At 67.4% G+C, this 13,612-nt stretch carries 13 protein-coding genes, 1 tRNA gene and 3 pseudogenes; 11 read left to right on the forward strand and 6 right to left on the reverse strand.

The window, feature by feature from the left end; genetic code table 11:
* Positions 1-81 precede the first annotated feature (81 nt).
* Positions 82-1,005, forward strand: coding sequence for a cation diffusion facilitator family transporter (locus RGU41_RS02700; protein WP_322135442.1), 924 nt, complete (start codon positions 82-84; stop codon positions 1,003-1,005).
* A 170-nt stretch (positions 1,006-1,175) separates the two neighbouring features.
* Here the strand turns inward: RGU41_RS02700 and RGU41_RS02705 are convergent.
* The 4 genes and pseudogenes from RGU41_RS02705 to RGU41_RS02720 all read right to left on the reverse strand — a co-directional run bounded on the left by RGU41_RS02705 (position 1,176) and on the right by RGU41_RS02720 (position 3,812).
* A pseudogene (locus RGU41_RS02705) lies at positions 1,176-1,930 on the reverse strand (DedA family protein).
* A 99-nt stretch (positions 1,931-2,029) separates the two neighbouring features.
* Positions 2,030-2,731, reverse strand: coding sequence for a DedA family protein (locus RGU41_RS02710; RefSeq protein WP_134445811.1), 702 nt, complete (start codon positions 2,729-2,731; stop codon positions 2,030-2,032).
* 1 nt (position 2,732) lies between these two features.
* A tRNA-Leu gene (locus tag RGU41_RS02715) sits at positions 2,733-2,814 on the reverse strand.
* Positions 2,815-2,846: 32 nt separating this feature from the next.
* Positions 2,847-3,812 carry a LysR family transcriptional regulator gene (locus RGU41_RS02720; protein WP_134445810.1) on the reverse strand — a complete coding sequence of 322 codons (966 nt, stop codon included), beginning with the start codon at positions 3,810-3,812 and terminating at the stop codon, positions 2,847-2,849.
* A gap of 101 nt (positions 3,813-3,913) precedes the next feature.
* Between RGU41_RS02720 and RGU41_RS02725 the strand changes: the two are divergent.
* From RGU41_RS02725 to RGU41_RS02745, 5 genes and pseudogenes are all read left to right on the forward strand, one after another.
* Positions 3,914-5,318, forward strand: a pseudogene (locus RGU41_RS02725) (MFS transporter).
* A gap of 2 nt (positions 5,319-5,320) precedes the next feature.
* Positions 5,321-6,085 (forward strand): annotated as a pseudogene (locus tag RGU41_RS02730) (3-hydroxybutyrate dehydrogenase).
* 90 nt (positions 6,086-6,175) lie between these two features.
* Complete coding sequence (locus RGU41_RS02735) at positions 6,176-7,405, forward strand: CpaF family protein (RefSeq protein WP_134559451.1); 1,230 nt, start codon at positions 6,176-6,178, stop codon at positions 7,403-7,405.
* Positions 7,402-8,310: a type II secretion system F family protein gene (locus tag RGU41_RS02740; RefSeq protein WP_134559450.1), complete on the forward strand. Its 909-nt coding sequence runs from the start codon at positions 7,402-7,404 to the stop codon at positions 8,308-8,310. Before RGU41_RS02735 ends, RGU41_RS02740 begins: the two co-directional genes overlap by 4 nt.
* Positions 8,298-9,308, forward strand: coding sequence for a type II secretion system F family protein (locus tag RGU41_RS02745; protein WP_322135443.1), 1,011 nt, complete (start codon positions 8,298-8,300; stop codon positions 9,306-9,308). The genes RGU41_RS02740 and RGU41_RS02745 overlap by 13 nt, the downstream gene beginning before the upstream one ends.
* 646 nt (positions 9,309-9,954) lie before the next feature.
* Here RGU41_RS02745 and RGU41_RS02750 read toward each other — a convergent pair.
* Together RGU41_RS02750 and RGU41_RS02755 are read right to left on the reverse strand one after the other, a co-directional pair.
* Positions 9,955-11,427: a recombinase family protein gene (locus tag RGU41_RS02750; protein WP_322135444.1), complete on the reverse strand. Its 1,473-nt coding sequence runs from the start codon at positions 11,425-11,427 to the stop codon at positions 9,955-9,957.
* A 2-nt stretch (positions 11,428-11,429) separates the two neighbouring features.
* Positions 11,430-11,759: a helix-turn-helix transcriptional regulator gene (locus RGU41_RS02755; protein WP_322135445.1), complete on the reverse strand. Its 330-nt coding sequence runs from the start codon at positions 11,757-11,759 to the stop codon at positions 11,430-11,432.
* Positions 11,760-12,079: 320 nt separating this feature from the next.
* Between RGU41_RS02755 and RGU41_RS02760 the strand changes: the two genes are divergently transcribed.
* The 5 genes from RGU41_RS02760 to RGU41_RS02780 are packed head-to-tail and all read left to right on the forward strand — an operon-like array spanning position 12,080 to position 13,611.
* Positions 12,080-12,307 (forward strand): hypothetical protein, encoded by a 228-nt coding sequence (locus tag RGU41_RS02760; RefSeq protein ID WP_322135446.1) that lies wholly within the window; start codon positions 12,080-12,082, stop codon positions 12,305-12,307.
* Positions 12,304-12,432, forward strand: a complete 129-nt coding sequence (locus tag RGU41_RS02765) for a hypothetical protein (protein ID WP_322135447.1) — start codon at positions 12,304-12,306, stop codon at positions 12,430-12,432. Before RGU41_RS02760 ends, RGU41_RS02765 begins: the two co-directional genes overlap by 4 nt.
* A 50-nt stretch (positions 12,433-12,482) precedes the next feature.
* Positions 12,483-13,070, forward strand: a complete 588-nt coding sequence (locus RGU41_RS02770) for a hypothetical protein (RefSeq protein WP_322135448.1) — start codon at positions 12,483-12,485, stop codon at positions 13,068-13,070.
* On the forward strand, positions 13,067-13,285 hold the full coding sequence (locus RGU41_RS02775; protein WP_322135449.1) for a hypothetical protein: 219 nt from the start codon (positions 13,067-13,069) through the stop codon (positions 13,283-13,285). The genes RGU41_RS02770 and RGU41_RS02775 overlap by 4 nt, the downstream gene beginning before the upstream one ends.
* A gap of 8 nt (positions 13,286-13,293) precedes the next feature.
* Positions 13,294-13,611 carry a hypothetical protein gene (locus RGU41_RS02780; RefSeq protein ID WP_322135450.1) on the forward strand — a complete coding sequence of 106 codons (318 nt, stop codon included), beginning with the start codon at positions 13,294-13,296 and terminating at the stop codon, positions 13,609-13,611.
* The last annotated feature ends 1 nt before the right edge of the window (position 13,612 follow it).

Consider the following 13,612-nt stretch of genomic DNA (forward strand, 5'->3'; position numbering starts at 1 on the left):
CGCTCAAGCCCTGATAACGGCTCTCATTCCCAACTGGGCGCTGAACTGGCGACGCGCCCCGGCACCGCCTAGCGTGGAGGCATGGGCCACGATCACGCGCACGGGCACGGGCAGGCATCCGCCACCAATCGCACCCGGTTGTCCTTCGCGATCGGGATCGTCGCCCTCGTGCTCCTCGTCGAGGTCGCAGGGGCCTGGCTGACCGGGTCGCTTGCCCTGCTCGCTGATGCCGGGCACATGTTCTCGGACCTGGCCGGCCTGATCATCGCCCTCATCGCCACCGTCGTGGCCGCCCGGCCGGCCACGGACCGGCAGACGTTCGGCTACCAGCGCGCCGAAGTGTTCGGCGCGCTCATCAATGGGCTGATCCTGCTCGGCGTCGCCGTGTCCGTCGTGATCGGCGCGGTTTCCCGGCTGCTCGGGCCCGGCGAGGGCCACGTTCAGGCCGGACCGATGCTCTGGGTCGCCGTGATCGGCCTCGTCGCGAACATCGGCGCGCTGCTCCTGATGCGCCCTGCTGCCGGCTCCTCGATCAACATGCGTGGCGCCTACCTCGAGGTACTCGGAGACACTCTCGGCTCCGTCGCGGTCATCGTCGCGGCCGGGGTCATCCTCACCACCGGTTTCGAGCAGGCGGACTCGATTGCGTCCCTGCTGATCGCGGCCATGATCGTGCCCCGCAGCTTCACCCTGCTCAGAGACGTCGTACGGGTGCTCAGCGAATCGGTGCCCGTCGACACCGACGTCGCAGAGATCCGCAGGCACCTCATCGAAACGCCGGGGGTCGCAGCGGTGCACGACGTGCACGTCTGGGCGATCACGTCCGGCGCGCACGTGTTCAGTGCGCACGTCGTCGTCGAACCCGCCGTGCTGCAGTCCGGCGGCTCAGGGGCGCTGCTCGACGCCCTCTCGGAGTGCCTCAGCACCCACTTCGATGTCGAGCACTCCACGTTCCAGCTCGAGCCGGCCGAGCATGCCGATCACGAGGACTTCCCGCACCGCTGACCCCGACCTCCCGCTTCCTCTCCCCGCGCGCGACTCAAAGACGTCCGTGCCTGTTCCGAATTCAGGAGTTGAGGCCCGGAACCGGGATCAACGCACTCCTGAAGCGGTTCAGCCGGGCTCAGCTCCTGAATTCGGAACGCAGCGCGCGCTGGAGTCCGCGATGGGGAGTGTTAGTCGTCGTGCTTGGGGTGGCCGGTGAAGACATCCGCGTCGAGGACGAGGCTGCCGGTGTCGGTCGTCGCCGGCGCGGCCGCGGCGAGCGCCTTGGCCTTCTTCGCCTTGCGCGAGGACTGCACGTAGTGGAACGCGGTGGGGATGAGCGTGCCGAGCACGGCCGCGATCAGGATCAGGTCGATGTAGTGCGTGACGAAGTCGGCGACCGGCGGGATGTACCCCAGGAAGTACCCCCGAAGGTGAGGCCGGCGCCCCAGATCATGGCGCCGACGAGGTTGTACAGGGAATACTTGCGGTAATTCATGTGGCCGACGCCCGCGGCGACGGGTGCGAACGTGCGCACGATCGGCACGAAGCGTGCGATGATCACGGCGAAGCCGCCGAAGCGTTCGAAGAAACCGTTGGTGCGCTGCACGTTCTCGACGCTGAACAGTCCGGATTCCTTGCGTTCGAAGACGCGCGGGCCGAGCTTGTGACCGATCAGGTAGCCGACCTCGCCGCCGAGGAACGCCGCGAAGCCGATGGCGAGGGCGACCCACCAGATGTTGATGTGGATGACGCCCGCGAAGGTGAGGAGGCCGGTGATGACGAGGAGGGTGTCGCCGGGCAGCAGGAAGCCGACGAGAAGGCCGGTTTCGGCGAAGATGATCGCGCACACTCCGAGCAGGGCCCATGGACCGAACCCGTCGATGAGGTTTACCGGGTCAAGCCACGGGATGAGTCCGGCGTGGTTGAGAGCAGTGTTGAGCACGAAGATGACTCCAGTCGGTGGTGGCCATGGCGACCGCACGGTGATGAGCAGGGATGGTCTGTTACAGGCTAGCGCTAAAGGGAGGGTGGAACCCGTGAATTACCCGGCCGCGGGGTCGTCGGCCGGGGTATCGGCCGGGCCGTCTGGTCGGCCGCCGCCGGCCGCGTCCCGGCGGTTCTCGGCGCGGTCGGCGAGCCAGGTGCGGCCTCCGAAGAAGATGGATGCCGCGATGAAGACCCCGGCGATGACGTACGCGGCGCTCTTCACGCCGGGCAGGCTCGCCGCGAAGTATCCCGTCAGGGTGAGCCCGACGCCCCAGGCGAGTGCGCCGACGAGGTTACTGGAGAGGAACCGGTAGTAGTTCATCCGGCCGACCCCTGCGATGACGGGCACGAAGACGCGCGCCCAGGGCATGAACCGGGCGATCACGACCGACCACCAGCCGTACTTGCGGTAGAAGGCCTCGGTCTTCACGATGGCAGCGCGGGTGCGACGGCCACCGCGGCGATCGAGGTAGCCGCGGCCGAAATGCCTCCCGAGTAGGAATCCGACCTGGTCGCCGAGGAATGCGGCGATTCCGGTTCCGATCATCAGCACGACGATGTCCACGTTCGCCGCCGATGCCGCGACGAGCCCGGACCCGAACAGGAGCGAATCCCCGGTGATGAACGGGATGAAGACTCCGAGGAATACCGCGGTCCCGGCGAAGACGAGGGCCCAGACGAGCAGGTAGAACACGATGACGCCCGTGTTCGCGAGCACATCGGTCAGTTGGCCGTCGAGGGCCGATGTGCTCATCATGTGCGGGAGAGGGGACTTGAACCCCCACGCTCGAAAGCACAGGAACCTAAATCCTGCGTGTCTGCCAATTTCACCACTCCCGCTTGTGCCGTTCCAGTGTAGCCAGATCGTCTGGTCAGCCTGCCCCTCCGCGGCCCTGCAGGGCGTGGGTGAACGCCGCGGTTCGGGCACGGAGGGCGTCGACGACGGCGGCGACGGCGGGCTGGTGCAGGGACTCGGCGCGGAGCACCATCCAGTACGGCAGTTCCTCGTTGAACTTGTCCGGCAGGAGGCGCACGAGGTCCGGGTGCTGGTCGGCCATGAAACACGGCAGGAAACCGATCCCTGCTCCCGCCCTGGTCGCTTCGACGTGCACGAACACGTTGGTCGAACTCAGTGAGGGGCGCATCGACGGCACCTGCCGCCTGGGGGCATCGAGGTCGTCGACGAGCAGCATCGAATCGACGAAGTAGACGAGCGGATGCTCGGTGAGCTCTGCAACGCTCACGGGCGTGCCGTTCTCGGCCAGGTAGTCCCGCGACGCATACATGCCCAGGACATAGTGCCCGAGCAGGATCGCGTCGGCCCGGTGCACCTGAGGCTCTCCGACGACGACCTCGATATCGAGTCCCGACCGGTGCTGGAGCGCGCGCCGCGTCACCGTGACGATCTCGACCCGCAGGCCGGGATGCCGGCGCTGCAGCGCGGCGACCGCCGGCGTTGCGATGTACGCGCTGAAGCCATCCGTCGCCGAGAGCCGCACGACGCCGGAGAGCTGAGCGGCCTGCCCGGGAGGGCCGCCGAGCAGGGAGACGGCGGCCTCGACGTTTTCCGCGGCGTTGACCGCGCGGGAGCCGAGTTCCGTGAGCTCCCAGCCGCCGACCGTGCGGGACAGCACCCGGCCGTCGAGCGCCTTCTCGAGGGCTGCAATGCGGCGCGAGACCGTGGTGTGATTGAGGCCGAGGCTTTCCGCCGCGGTCACGAAACGGCCGCTGCGTGCGACCGCGAGCAGCACGAGAAGGTCGTCGGCGTTCGGCGGCAGGGTGGGGCGGGGTCCGGTCATATCTGCAATTATGCACACACGGAGTTCGGAAGTGGTCATGGCCGCAGAGCCGACGGGCGGCGATACTCGGTGGAGCCAGGGCGGCGACCCGCCCCCGGCATCCAGCGACAGTGTCAGCGAAGACACCGAAGGAGACAGACATGAGCGTCAACGAACGCATCACTGCCGACAGCCCCGGAGGCGCGGGATCCCGCGACAACCGGGAAGAAACCTCCGGCCTCAGGAAGATCGTGGCCGCCTCGATGGTCGGCACGGTCGTCGAATGGTACGAATTCTTCCTCTATGCGACCGCGGCGAGCCTCGTCTTCGGCAAGTTCTTCTTCCCGAACGCGGGCAGCGAACTCGACGGGATCATCGCCGCGTTCCTCACCTACGCGGTGGGCTTCATCGCCCGGCCGCTCGGAGGCATCGTCTTCGGCCAGATCGGCGATCGCCTGGGCCGCAAGCACACCCTGCAGGTCACGATCATCCTCGTCGGGGCCGCGACCTTCCTGATGGGCTGCCTGCCCGGCTACAACACGATCGGATACTGGGCGCCCGCGCTGCTCGTTGCACTCCGCTTCATCCAGGGCTTCGCCGTCGGCGGGGAATGGGGCGGCGCCGTGCTGCTCGTCGCGGAGCACAGCCCGGACAAGTCCCGCGGCTTCTGGGCGAGCTGGCCGCAGGCCGCCGTCCCGGTCGGCAACCTGCTCGCGACCCTCGTGCTGCTCACCATGTCGTGGATCCTGCCTGCGGAGCAATTCCTCGGCTGGGGCTGGCGGGTCGCCTTCTGGCTGTCCGCGATCATCGTGGTGATCGGCTACTACATCCGCACCCATGTCAGCGAAGCGCCGATCTTCCTCGAGGCCCGCGCCCAGGTCGAGGCCGAGAAGGCCATCAGCTACGGCGTGATGGAGGTCGTCCGCAAGTACCCGCGCGGCATCCTCGGTGCGATGGGGCTGCGGTTCGCCGAGAACATCCTCTACTACACGATCGTGAGCTTCTCGATCGTTTACCTCGTCACGGTGCACAAGTACAACACCAGCCAGTTGCTCCTGGCCCTGTCTGATCGCCCACGTCGTGCACTTCCTCGTGATCCCGCAGGTCGGCAGGCTCTCCGACCGCTTCGGCCGCAAACCGATCTACCTCACCGGCGCGATTCTCGGGGCCAGCTGGGCGTTCTTCGCCTTCCCGATGTTCGACACCCTCAACCCGGTCGTCATCGTCGCCGCGATCACGATCGGGCTGTGCTTCCACGCCTTCATGTACGCCGGGCAGCCGGCGATCATGGCCGAGATGTTCCCGACCCGGATGCGGTACTCCGGCGTCTCCCTCGGCTACCAGGTCACGTCGATCCTCGCCGGCTCGCTCGCGCCCATCATCGCGACGGCGCTGCTCCAGCAGTACAAGTCCTGGCTGCCGGTCGCGTTCTACCTCGTGATCGCGTGTGCGATCACGGTCGTCGCCGTTGTGACGCTCAAGGAGACCAACGGCATCTCGCTCCGCGACGTCGACGCGGCGGATGCCGCCAGGCACGGCCTCGAACCGGCCCCGACGCTGCGTTGACCGTGGAACAGTCCCTCGCAGGGAGGCGCGCCCTCGTCACCGGGGGAGCGAGCGGCATCGGCGAGGCCGTCGTGCGCTCCTCGCTGCCCGCGGAGCCCACGTCACGGTCGCCGACATCGACGCGGCGAGTGCTTCGGTGCTCGCCGCGGAGGTTCACGGTTCGACGTGGGTCGTCAACCTCGCCGACACTCCGGCCCTGACGGACGCCCGGCTCGCGGACGCTGCTCGGCGACGTGGACATCCTCGTGAACAACGCGGGGATCCAGCGCATCAACCCGATCCCCGACTTCGACCCCGCCGACTTCCGGCTGATCCTCGCCCTCATGCTCGAGGCCCCGTTCCTGCTGATCCGGGCGGCGCTCCCTGGGATGTACAAACGCGGTTTCGGACGGGTGGTCAATGTCACCTCGGTGCACGGCATCCGTGCGTCGCCGTTCAAGGCCGCATACGTCTCGGCGAAGCACGGGCTCGAGGGGCTCTCGAAGGTGACCGCCCTCGAGGGCGGTGACCACGGTGTCACGAGCAACTGTGTGAGTCCCGGCTACGTGCGCACGCCGATGGTCGAGAAGCAGATCGCCGACCAGGCCGTCGTGCACGGCATCCCCGAGTCGGAGGTGCTCAGTCGGATCATGCTCACCGAGAGCGCGGTCAAGCGCCTCGTCGAACCGGCGGAGGTCGGCTCGCTCGTGGCGTGGCTCGCCTCGACGGACGCGGCGATGGTCACCGGCTCGAGCTACGGCATGGACGGCGGCTGGTCGGCCCGCTGATCCGACTGGCCCATTCCGGTGTGCGGCCCGGACGGCGGATGCCTGTGGATAACTTCAACGGGGATCCGGCCGTCCGGGCACACTGTGCGCATGAGCGAGGCCGTGCGCATCATCACCGAGCAGGTGCGCTCACGGGTGCGCCGTGACGGCGTCGACCTCGCCTCCGACGAGAACCTCGCCGAGCGATACGTGCGCGCCGAGCTCCAGCGCTACAGTGAGCGGGCGCTCGGCGGGGCGCATCCGCTCATCTCCGACGAGCATCAGGCGGCCAGGGAAGTCGTCGCTTCGCTGACCGGGTTCGGGGCGCTCCAGCCGCTCCTCGACGATCCGGAGATCGAGGAGATCTGGATCAATGGACCGTCCCTGGTGTTCGTCGCTCGGGACGGCGTACCCGAACTCACCGACATGGTCCTCACCGCACGGGAGGTGCGCGACCTCGTCGAACGGATGCTGCAGGCCTCCGGCCGTCGTGTCGACCTGAGTTCACCGTTCGTCGACGCCTCCCTGCCGGATGGTTCGCGGCTTCACGTCGTGATTCCCGACATCACGCGGGAGTGGTCGGTCAACATCCGGAAGTTCACCCGGCGCATCCGCGACCTGAACCAGCTCGTCGGCCTCGGCTCGCTCACCCAGCAGGCCTCGGAGTTCCTGCGGATGTGCGTGCTCGCCGGACAGAACATCCTCGTGTCGGGAGCCACCCAGACCGGGAAGACCACGATGCTGAACGCCCTGCTGTCGGCGACCCGGCGCAACGAACGGATCGTGACGGTCGAGGAGACCTTCGAACTCGACCTGTCCGCCCGCGACGTCGTGTCGATGCAGTGCCGACAGCCGAGCCTCGAGGGTCGTGGCGAGATCACCTTGCGGCGACTGATCAAGGAGTCATTGCGGATGCGCCCCGACCGCCTCGTCGTCGGCGAGGTTCGCGAGGCCGAGAGCCTCGACCTCCTGATCGCCCTCAACAGCGGCCTGCCGGGGATGTGCTCCATCCACGCGAACAGTGCGAGGGACGCCCTCGCCAAGCTCTGCACGCTGCCGTTGCTCGCGGGGCGCAACATCGATTCCGCGTTCGTGCTGCCGACCGTCGCCGGGTGCATCGACATCGTCGTGCACTGCGAGATCGACCGGCACGGGCGCCGGCGGGTGACGGAGATCCTCGCGGTCAGCGGACGGCTCGCCGGCACCGTGATCGAGGCGAGCCCGATCTTCCTCGCCGACCGGGGCGGGCTCACGCCGACGGGCGGCCACCCCGGCAAGCTGGCCAAGTTCCGGGCGGTGGGGCTCGACCCCGCGATCGTGTTGCGGGCGGACCGCGCATGAGGCTCGCGCTGGGCTGCCTCCTCGGCGCCGGCCTGCTGCTCATGGCCGCGCCCTTCCTCTGGCCGCGGCGCCGGGTGGCGGCGGGCGCACAGGATTCACCCCCGAGCCCGGCTGACGGCGCAAGCGGACGGCCCCAGCCGCGCGGCCCTGCGACCTTGCGCGGGTCCCTCGCCCTTGCCGGCCTCGGCTCGCTGCCGCTCCCGGCGTTCACGGCGATTTCGCTCCTGCTGGGCCTGGCCTGCGCTGCCCTCGCCCAGGCGTTGATCGGAGTCAGGGTGCTCGCCCTTGTCGCCGGCGTTGTCGGCACCCTGGTGCCGATGACGATCGTGCTGTGGCGGGCCCGCGAGCGGCGGCGCTCGCACCGTACGGTCTGGCCGGACGTCGTCGACCACCTGGTTTCGGGCGTGCGCTCCGGCCTCGCCCTGCCCGACAGCATCAGCACGCTCGCCGAATCCGGGCCGGTGCCGACGAGGGCCGCCTTCGCCGACTTCGCCCGCGACTACCGCGCGACCGGGAGTTTCGGTTACTCCGTCGACCGGCTCAAGGCCGGCCTTGCCGATCCGGTGGCCGACCGCATTCTGGAGACCCTGCGGATGGCCAGGGAGGTCGGGGGAAGTGACCTCACCCTCGTGCTCCGTGACCTCGCGGCCTGGCTGCGGCAGGATGCCGCGATTCGGGCGGAGGTGGAAGCCCGGCAGTCGTGGGTCGTCAACGCCGCAAGGCTCGGCGTCGCCGCACCCTGGATCGTGCTCCTGTTGTTGTCCTCCCGGCCGGAGGGAGCGGTCGCATACAACACCGGCAGCGGGGTTGCCGTGATCGTCTCCGGACTTGTGGTGTCGGTGATCGCATACCGCCTGATGGTCTTCATCGGCCGCCTGCCCGAGGAACGCCGGTGGTTCCGGTGAGCGCCCCGCTCGCGTGGGGTGTGTTCTTCGGCGCGGTGCTCGGTATCGGGCTCTGGTCGCTCGTGAGCGTCTTCCCCCGGCTCAGCCGGCCCCGGCTGGCCGACCGGTTGGCCCCGTACATCCTGGACGTGTCGCCGGAGGCCCGCGCGTTCGTCGGGCGCACCACCGTCGATCCGATCCCGGTGCTCGGCACCCTGTTCATGCCGGTCTTCGGCCGGCTTCGACGCGGACTCGCGGCTCTCCTCGGCGGTTCCGACACCGTCGAACGGCGTCTCCGGCAATCGGGGTACCGGCGCAGCCTCGACGAGTTCCGCTCCCAGCAGCTCGTCTGCGCACTCCTGTCCCTGGCCGCCGGCCTCGTCGCGGTCGTGTTCGTCCCCGCCCTGCACGCCCTCCCGGTGCTGGCGGCTGCCGCGATCCCCGTGCTCGTCGGGCTCGGCGGTGCCTTGCTCTGGGATGGGCTCCTGCGCCGAGCCGCACACAGCCGACTCACGAGGATGCGTGCCGAGCTGCCGACCATTCTCGAGTTCCTCACCCTGTCCCTGTCGGCCGGGGAAGGCATCCTCGATGCATTGGCCAGGGTGTCCCGCACGAGCGCGGGGGAGCTGTCCCGCGAATTCGCCGGCGTCGTCGCCGAGGTGCACTCCGGGATCCCGCTCGTCGAGGCCCTCCAGTCACTCGCCAGGTCCCTGCAACTGACGGCGCTGACCCGCTTCGTCGACCAGGTCGGCGGTGCACTCGACCGCGGCACCCCGCTCGCCGAGGTGCTGCGCGCCCAGGCGCAGGACGCCCGCGAGGAGACCAAGCGCGAGCTCCTCGAGGTCGCGGGGAAGAAAGAGGTCGCGATGCTCGTTCCGCTCGTATTCCTGATCCTCCCCATGACAATCCTGTTCGCAATCGTTCCTAAAAGGGAGATTCGCGTGCGACTGGCTCTCGCCTGCGGATTGCTAGTTCGGGCAGGGCCTAAGGCCGCTGCTACAGGAGGACTACTTTCCTGAAGGGAATACAGACGTGAACACAAAGAAGGCGATGGTGAGCAACCCGACACCGACCGTGGATAGCTCTAACCGCGTAGCAGGTCGAGGACTTGGGCCGGTCTTCACTGAAATATCGACCAGCGGGCTGCTTAGCGTCATATTCGGCATACCGTCCGTGATGAAAAGCAGAGTCGAGGACGCCCTTCGGCGTATCAGTTGGGGGGCGAATCGAACTTGCGAGCCGAATACGTCCGCGGCTATTGGTCCGGCAACTGTAGGGTCCGCCACTATCGAACTCCCGAAGTCGAAGACGAGAGGTTTGTCAAGATGGAAGGAGGCCGAGGTTATGTCAGCACGGCTTCGCGACCTGACTGTCAATATGGCGAGATATGGGTCAAGGAGGACGCGCTCGTTGAACGTGACCTTTACATACTCGGATCGTGCGCTGACTAGTGGCGATGACGTTAGTGAATACGTCAACGATCGCTTCGGGAACTGTTTATGGAAAGTCCATACCAAGAAAAACGCCGTAAGTACGAGACCGACTATCCCCAATATGTCCATAGGGCTCAGCGTAAGCGCCCGTTCAAGCGACGGCAGACAGGAACGGACAGCGAGCACCTAGACGCGCTGAGTGGAAGGCGATGCCTGACTTTGCTGGGGAATATCAGGCACTTCCCAAACACCGAACACCCTGCCGGTCGGACGCTTGTCTCCATCGGTTCGGCTGACAACAACACGACAGAGTTCGCGCGCGATCGCGTTCCGCTCGGCGTCGGTGGCCGCGGGCCACGCATCGAGCAGACCCGAGGCGAGCGCCGCCCGCTCGCGCCCATCTGGCGGCGCTCGTGGCGAACCGATCAAGCGCGGCCTGCGCCGCGCCCTGTTCGGCCGTGAGCGTGTCTCGAGCGGCCAAGTACGCGGCCTCGGGAATGATCCGGCGCGCGTGGTCGACGGTTAGGTTCTGCAGGGCCGTTGCCGCGTTAGATATGACGCGATCAAGGCGCTCGCGCTCGACCTTCGCGGATGCCGAGCGCTTCGGAACGGCGCGCGCCTCACGGGTAACGGCCTCGGCGACGGTCGGGAGCCATTCGAGCACGAGCCGTTCGGCATTCCCACGGCGGTACGTCATCGGCCGGGGGCATTCGCGCCGCGCACACCGGTAGTACGGCTGCTCGGTCGGCGTCCCGCTGCGCGAGCCTGGCGACTTCAGGCTCATTCGGTAGCCACACGAGCCGCAGAGCACGATGCCTGACAGGGCGCTGACGGGCGACACGAGCCGAGCCGGGAGCGTGGCGCGCTCGCCGCTGCGCTGCTGGAATGCTGCCCAAAGCTCGGCGTCGATGATCGGCGCTTGGATGCCTGGCTGCATGATCGTGTTTGGGCACCGCTTGCCGCTGCGGTGGGTGAGTGGACACGCGGGGTCGTGGTGCACGAGCAGCCCGGCCGCGAATCCCGTGCGGAGGTAGTAGGCGACCCCGCGCGCGGTCGTGAGAGCAGTCACGCCGAGGGTGGCGAGGTAGTCAACGAGCGTGACGAGCCCGGCCCCGGCGACGTATCGGCGGTACAGCTCGGCCGCGATCGGCGCGAGTTCCGGGTCGGGTGTGTAGCCCGTGGCGCGATCGTAGGAATAGCCAAAGCGCGGCTTGCCATTGTGGGGGAGTCCGTTTCGCCAGCGGCGGCGGTGTGTTTCCTGCCATTGTTCCCCGGCGCGTTCACTCTCGAATGCTGCCATTCCGGCGAGGATGCCGCGCGAGAACCGGCCCGAGCTGGTCGTGGCGTCGATTGGCTCGGTGGCCGATTCGAGCCGCCCGCCTGCTGTCTCGATACGGTCGAGGGCAATCTCCCAATCGAGGCGGTTCCTGCTGACTCGCGATACTTTCCAGACCACGATGACATCGACGTCGCCCGCCTCGACCTGGGCGATCGCGCGCTCCATCTGGCGGCGTTTCCAGAATCGGCCGGATAAGTCGAGGTCGGTGATTATCTCGCCGAGGACGAAACCGGAGCGGGCGCAGTGGTCGCGGATCGCCGTTTCTTGCAACTCGGGCGAAATCATGTCGTCGCGTTCCTTCGAGACGCGGATGTACGCGACCGCGCTCAGTGGCCGAGCTGGAACGGCTCGAAGGTTCGCGGCCATTGCTACGCCTTCGCGACTACTGCGGCCTGCAGGCGGTCGAGCCTGGCCGAGAGTTCTTCGAGTAGCTGCCTGTCCGTGAGGTCGGAGACGCCTACCTTCACCTCGTGTAGGGCGGCGTCCTCGGGCGTAATGAGGCCGCACGCGGCGAGTGCTTCGACCACGGGGCGACCGTAGGCGCGGGCAAATTTGACGGCGAATGAGGGCTGGATCATCGCGCCTTGTTTCCATCGCGTGATGTTCGATTTATCGAATCCTGCACGGTCGGCGATAGCAGCGGGGCGGGCATCGGGGACAACGCTCTCGACGTATGCCCACCAGTTTGTATTGGTCATGTTCCTAGCGTAGTTGCGCAACTGCAACGGCGCAAGGCTGCAATTGTCCTGACCTGGAGGTGCTTATACACGCCTACGGATTGGGAATTGCGGTCGTGCGGGTGAAATTTGCTGAACAAATTTACAGCATCGAGTTTTCCGCTTTGTCGCCTGCTGATTGCGATTCGGCAACATTCGGACGAATTATTGAAGAACTGCGCGATCAAGTTGCACGACTTCAACACAACCCCTAGTGTCCTTATTGCACAACTTCAACCGAAGTGAGCGACACTGCAACACGGAGGGCAACACTGCAAATGGCACGAACAAAATTCACAGTTATGGCGAACGCTGAGCGGATCGCCGAGCTGAGCGCGGAGGCAGGGATCCGATCGAACGCCGAGCTGGCGTTATTCGTCGGGGTGGACAAGGGCACGCTCTCGCGCGTCCTGAGCGGGGCCAGCGCAGCCGGGCCGCAGTTCCAGGGGAGTTTCCTAACGGCCTTCCCGGTCAAGTTCGAGGAAGTCTTCGAGATTGTCGAGCGCGCAGCGGGCAAGGCGGTGGCGTGAGCGCCGAGGCGAAGGCCGAAGCGTTCCGCCGCGCTGGCGGCGCGCTCGCCGCCGTGCTTGATCGCATCAACACACAAGCAACACCCGAGGCGTGCGAAGCGCGCGAACTCGACCGCGCGGCATAGCGGCACCCGCCGACCGCGACGCAAAGAACCGACACGAAGGGCACATTCTTATGGTTCACATCCTCGACGTATTCGCCGCACTCGGCGGCGAAAAGATCGTCTCGCGCATCGCGCTGAACGAATGGGAAGGCCACGAACGACGCGCCCGCGCAACGTTCGCCCTGGCCCGACTGAACAACCTCGACACCCTCAACTTCATCCTCACCCGCACCGACCTGTTCGACGCCGCGTTCGCAATCTGGGACGACTTCATCGACGGCCGCACGATTCAAGACGGATGGCGCGAGGCCGACGACATCGCCTGGCCCGAGCTGCGCGAGCACGCCGCCGTGTTCGCCCGGGTCGCCGCGTATATGCCCGGCCGTGAACTTCTGGCCCTGGCCGACAAGGCGTGGGAGTCGCGCGCTTTCGCCGTCCCGATCAACCTCGGCGGCAGGCTGGCGGGCTCGATCGAGCGACGCCCCGACCGCCTTGCCATTCGATACTTCGCAACGAACGAAACGGCCGGGCTGACGGCAATCATCAAGCCCGGAAACACGACCATCCGCACGCCGAACCTGCCGCTCGTCGGCCCGCGTCCCGAACACGACCGCACGGCCCGTTTCAACGCGACACACGGCGGGCAGGCGGCAGCATGAGCCGCACGCGCCGCTCGGTTCGCTACCCGGCCGGGTCGGGCCGCACGTTCGAGCAGGTACAGCCCGAGCAGTCGCGGTGGCTAGCCGACCGCAACGACCGGATCGGCAAGGCGAAGCGCGACGAACATCGCATCGCGCGCGCCGAGGAGTTCACCGCGCGGCGCGACCTGGAACCGCGCTGGGCGATCGGAACGGCCGTGCAGGCGGTCGCATAGTGGCCTCAGTGGCGCTCGACGGCGCGCGCCCGAGGTCGCGCCGTCGCGACCCCATTACCTCGGTGGACGCCGGACGGACGGCCCCGCTGGTCACTTCGCAAGCTGCGGTACTCGCGCTGTTCGATCGCGTGGGCAAGCTCGCCGACCACGAGCTGGTCGCGCTCGCCGAATGGGCAGGAGTGACCTGCACGCCGCAGCGGATCCGCACTGCGCGGGCCGAGCTGGCCGAGGCGGGGCACTTGATCCTGCTCGAGGGCGCGTTTCGCCTCACCGATCGCCGACGTCGCGCCCGTGTCTGGGCGAAGCCTGAGCGGTCGGTCGCTTGAC

Source organism: Cryobacterium sp. 10C3, from assembly GCF_034314285.1.
GTDB classification, from domain to species: Bacteria; Actinomycetota; Actinomycetes; order Actinomycetales; family Microbacteriaceae; genus Cryobacterium; species Cryobacterium glucosi.

Coding starts and splice junctions, on each gene's coding strand:
- RGU41_RS02700 (WP_322135442.1), top strand. CDS start 82: ATGGGCCACGATCACGCGCACGGGCACGGGCAGGCATCCGCCACCAAT.
- RGU41_RS02710 (WP_134445811.1), bottom strand. CDS start 2,731: ATGATGAGCACATCGGCCCTCGACGGCCAACTGACCGATGTGCTCGCG.
- RGU41_RS02720 (WP_134445810.1), bottom strand. CDS start 3,812: ATGACCACTTCCGAACTCCGTGTGTGCATAATTGCAGATATGACCGGA.
- RGU41_RS02735 (WP_134559451.1), top strand. CDS start 6,176: ATGAGCGAGGCCGTGCGCATCATCACCGAGCAGGTGCGCTCACGGGTG.
- RGU41_RS02740 (WP_134559450.1), top strand. CDS start 7,402: ATGAGGCTCGCGCTGGGCTGCCTCCTCGGCGCCGGCCTGCTGCTCATG.
- RGU41_RS02750 (WP_322135444.1), bottom strand. CDS start 11,427: ATGGCCGCGAACCTTCGAGCCGTTCCAGCTCGGCCACTGAGCGCGGTC.
- RGU41_RS02755 (WP_322135445.1), bottom strand. CDS start 11,759: ATGACCAATACAAACTGGTGGGCATACGTCGAGAGCGTTGTCCCCGAT.
- RGU41_RS02760 (WP_322135446.1), top strand. CDS start 12,080: ATGGCGAACGCTGAGCGGATCGCCGAGCTGAGCGCGGAGGCAGGGATC.
- RGU41_RS02770 (WP_322135448.1), top strand. CDS start 12,483: ATGGTTCACATCCTCGACGTATTCGCCGCACTCGGCGGCGAAAAGATC.
- RGU41_RS02775 (WP_322135449.1), top strand. CDS start 13,067: ATGAGCCGCACGCGCCGCTCGGTTCGCTACCCGGCCGGGTCGGGCCGC.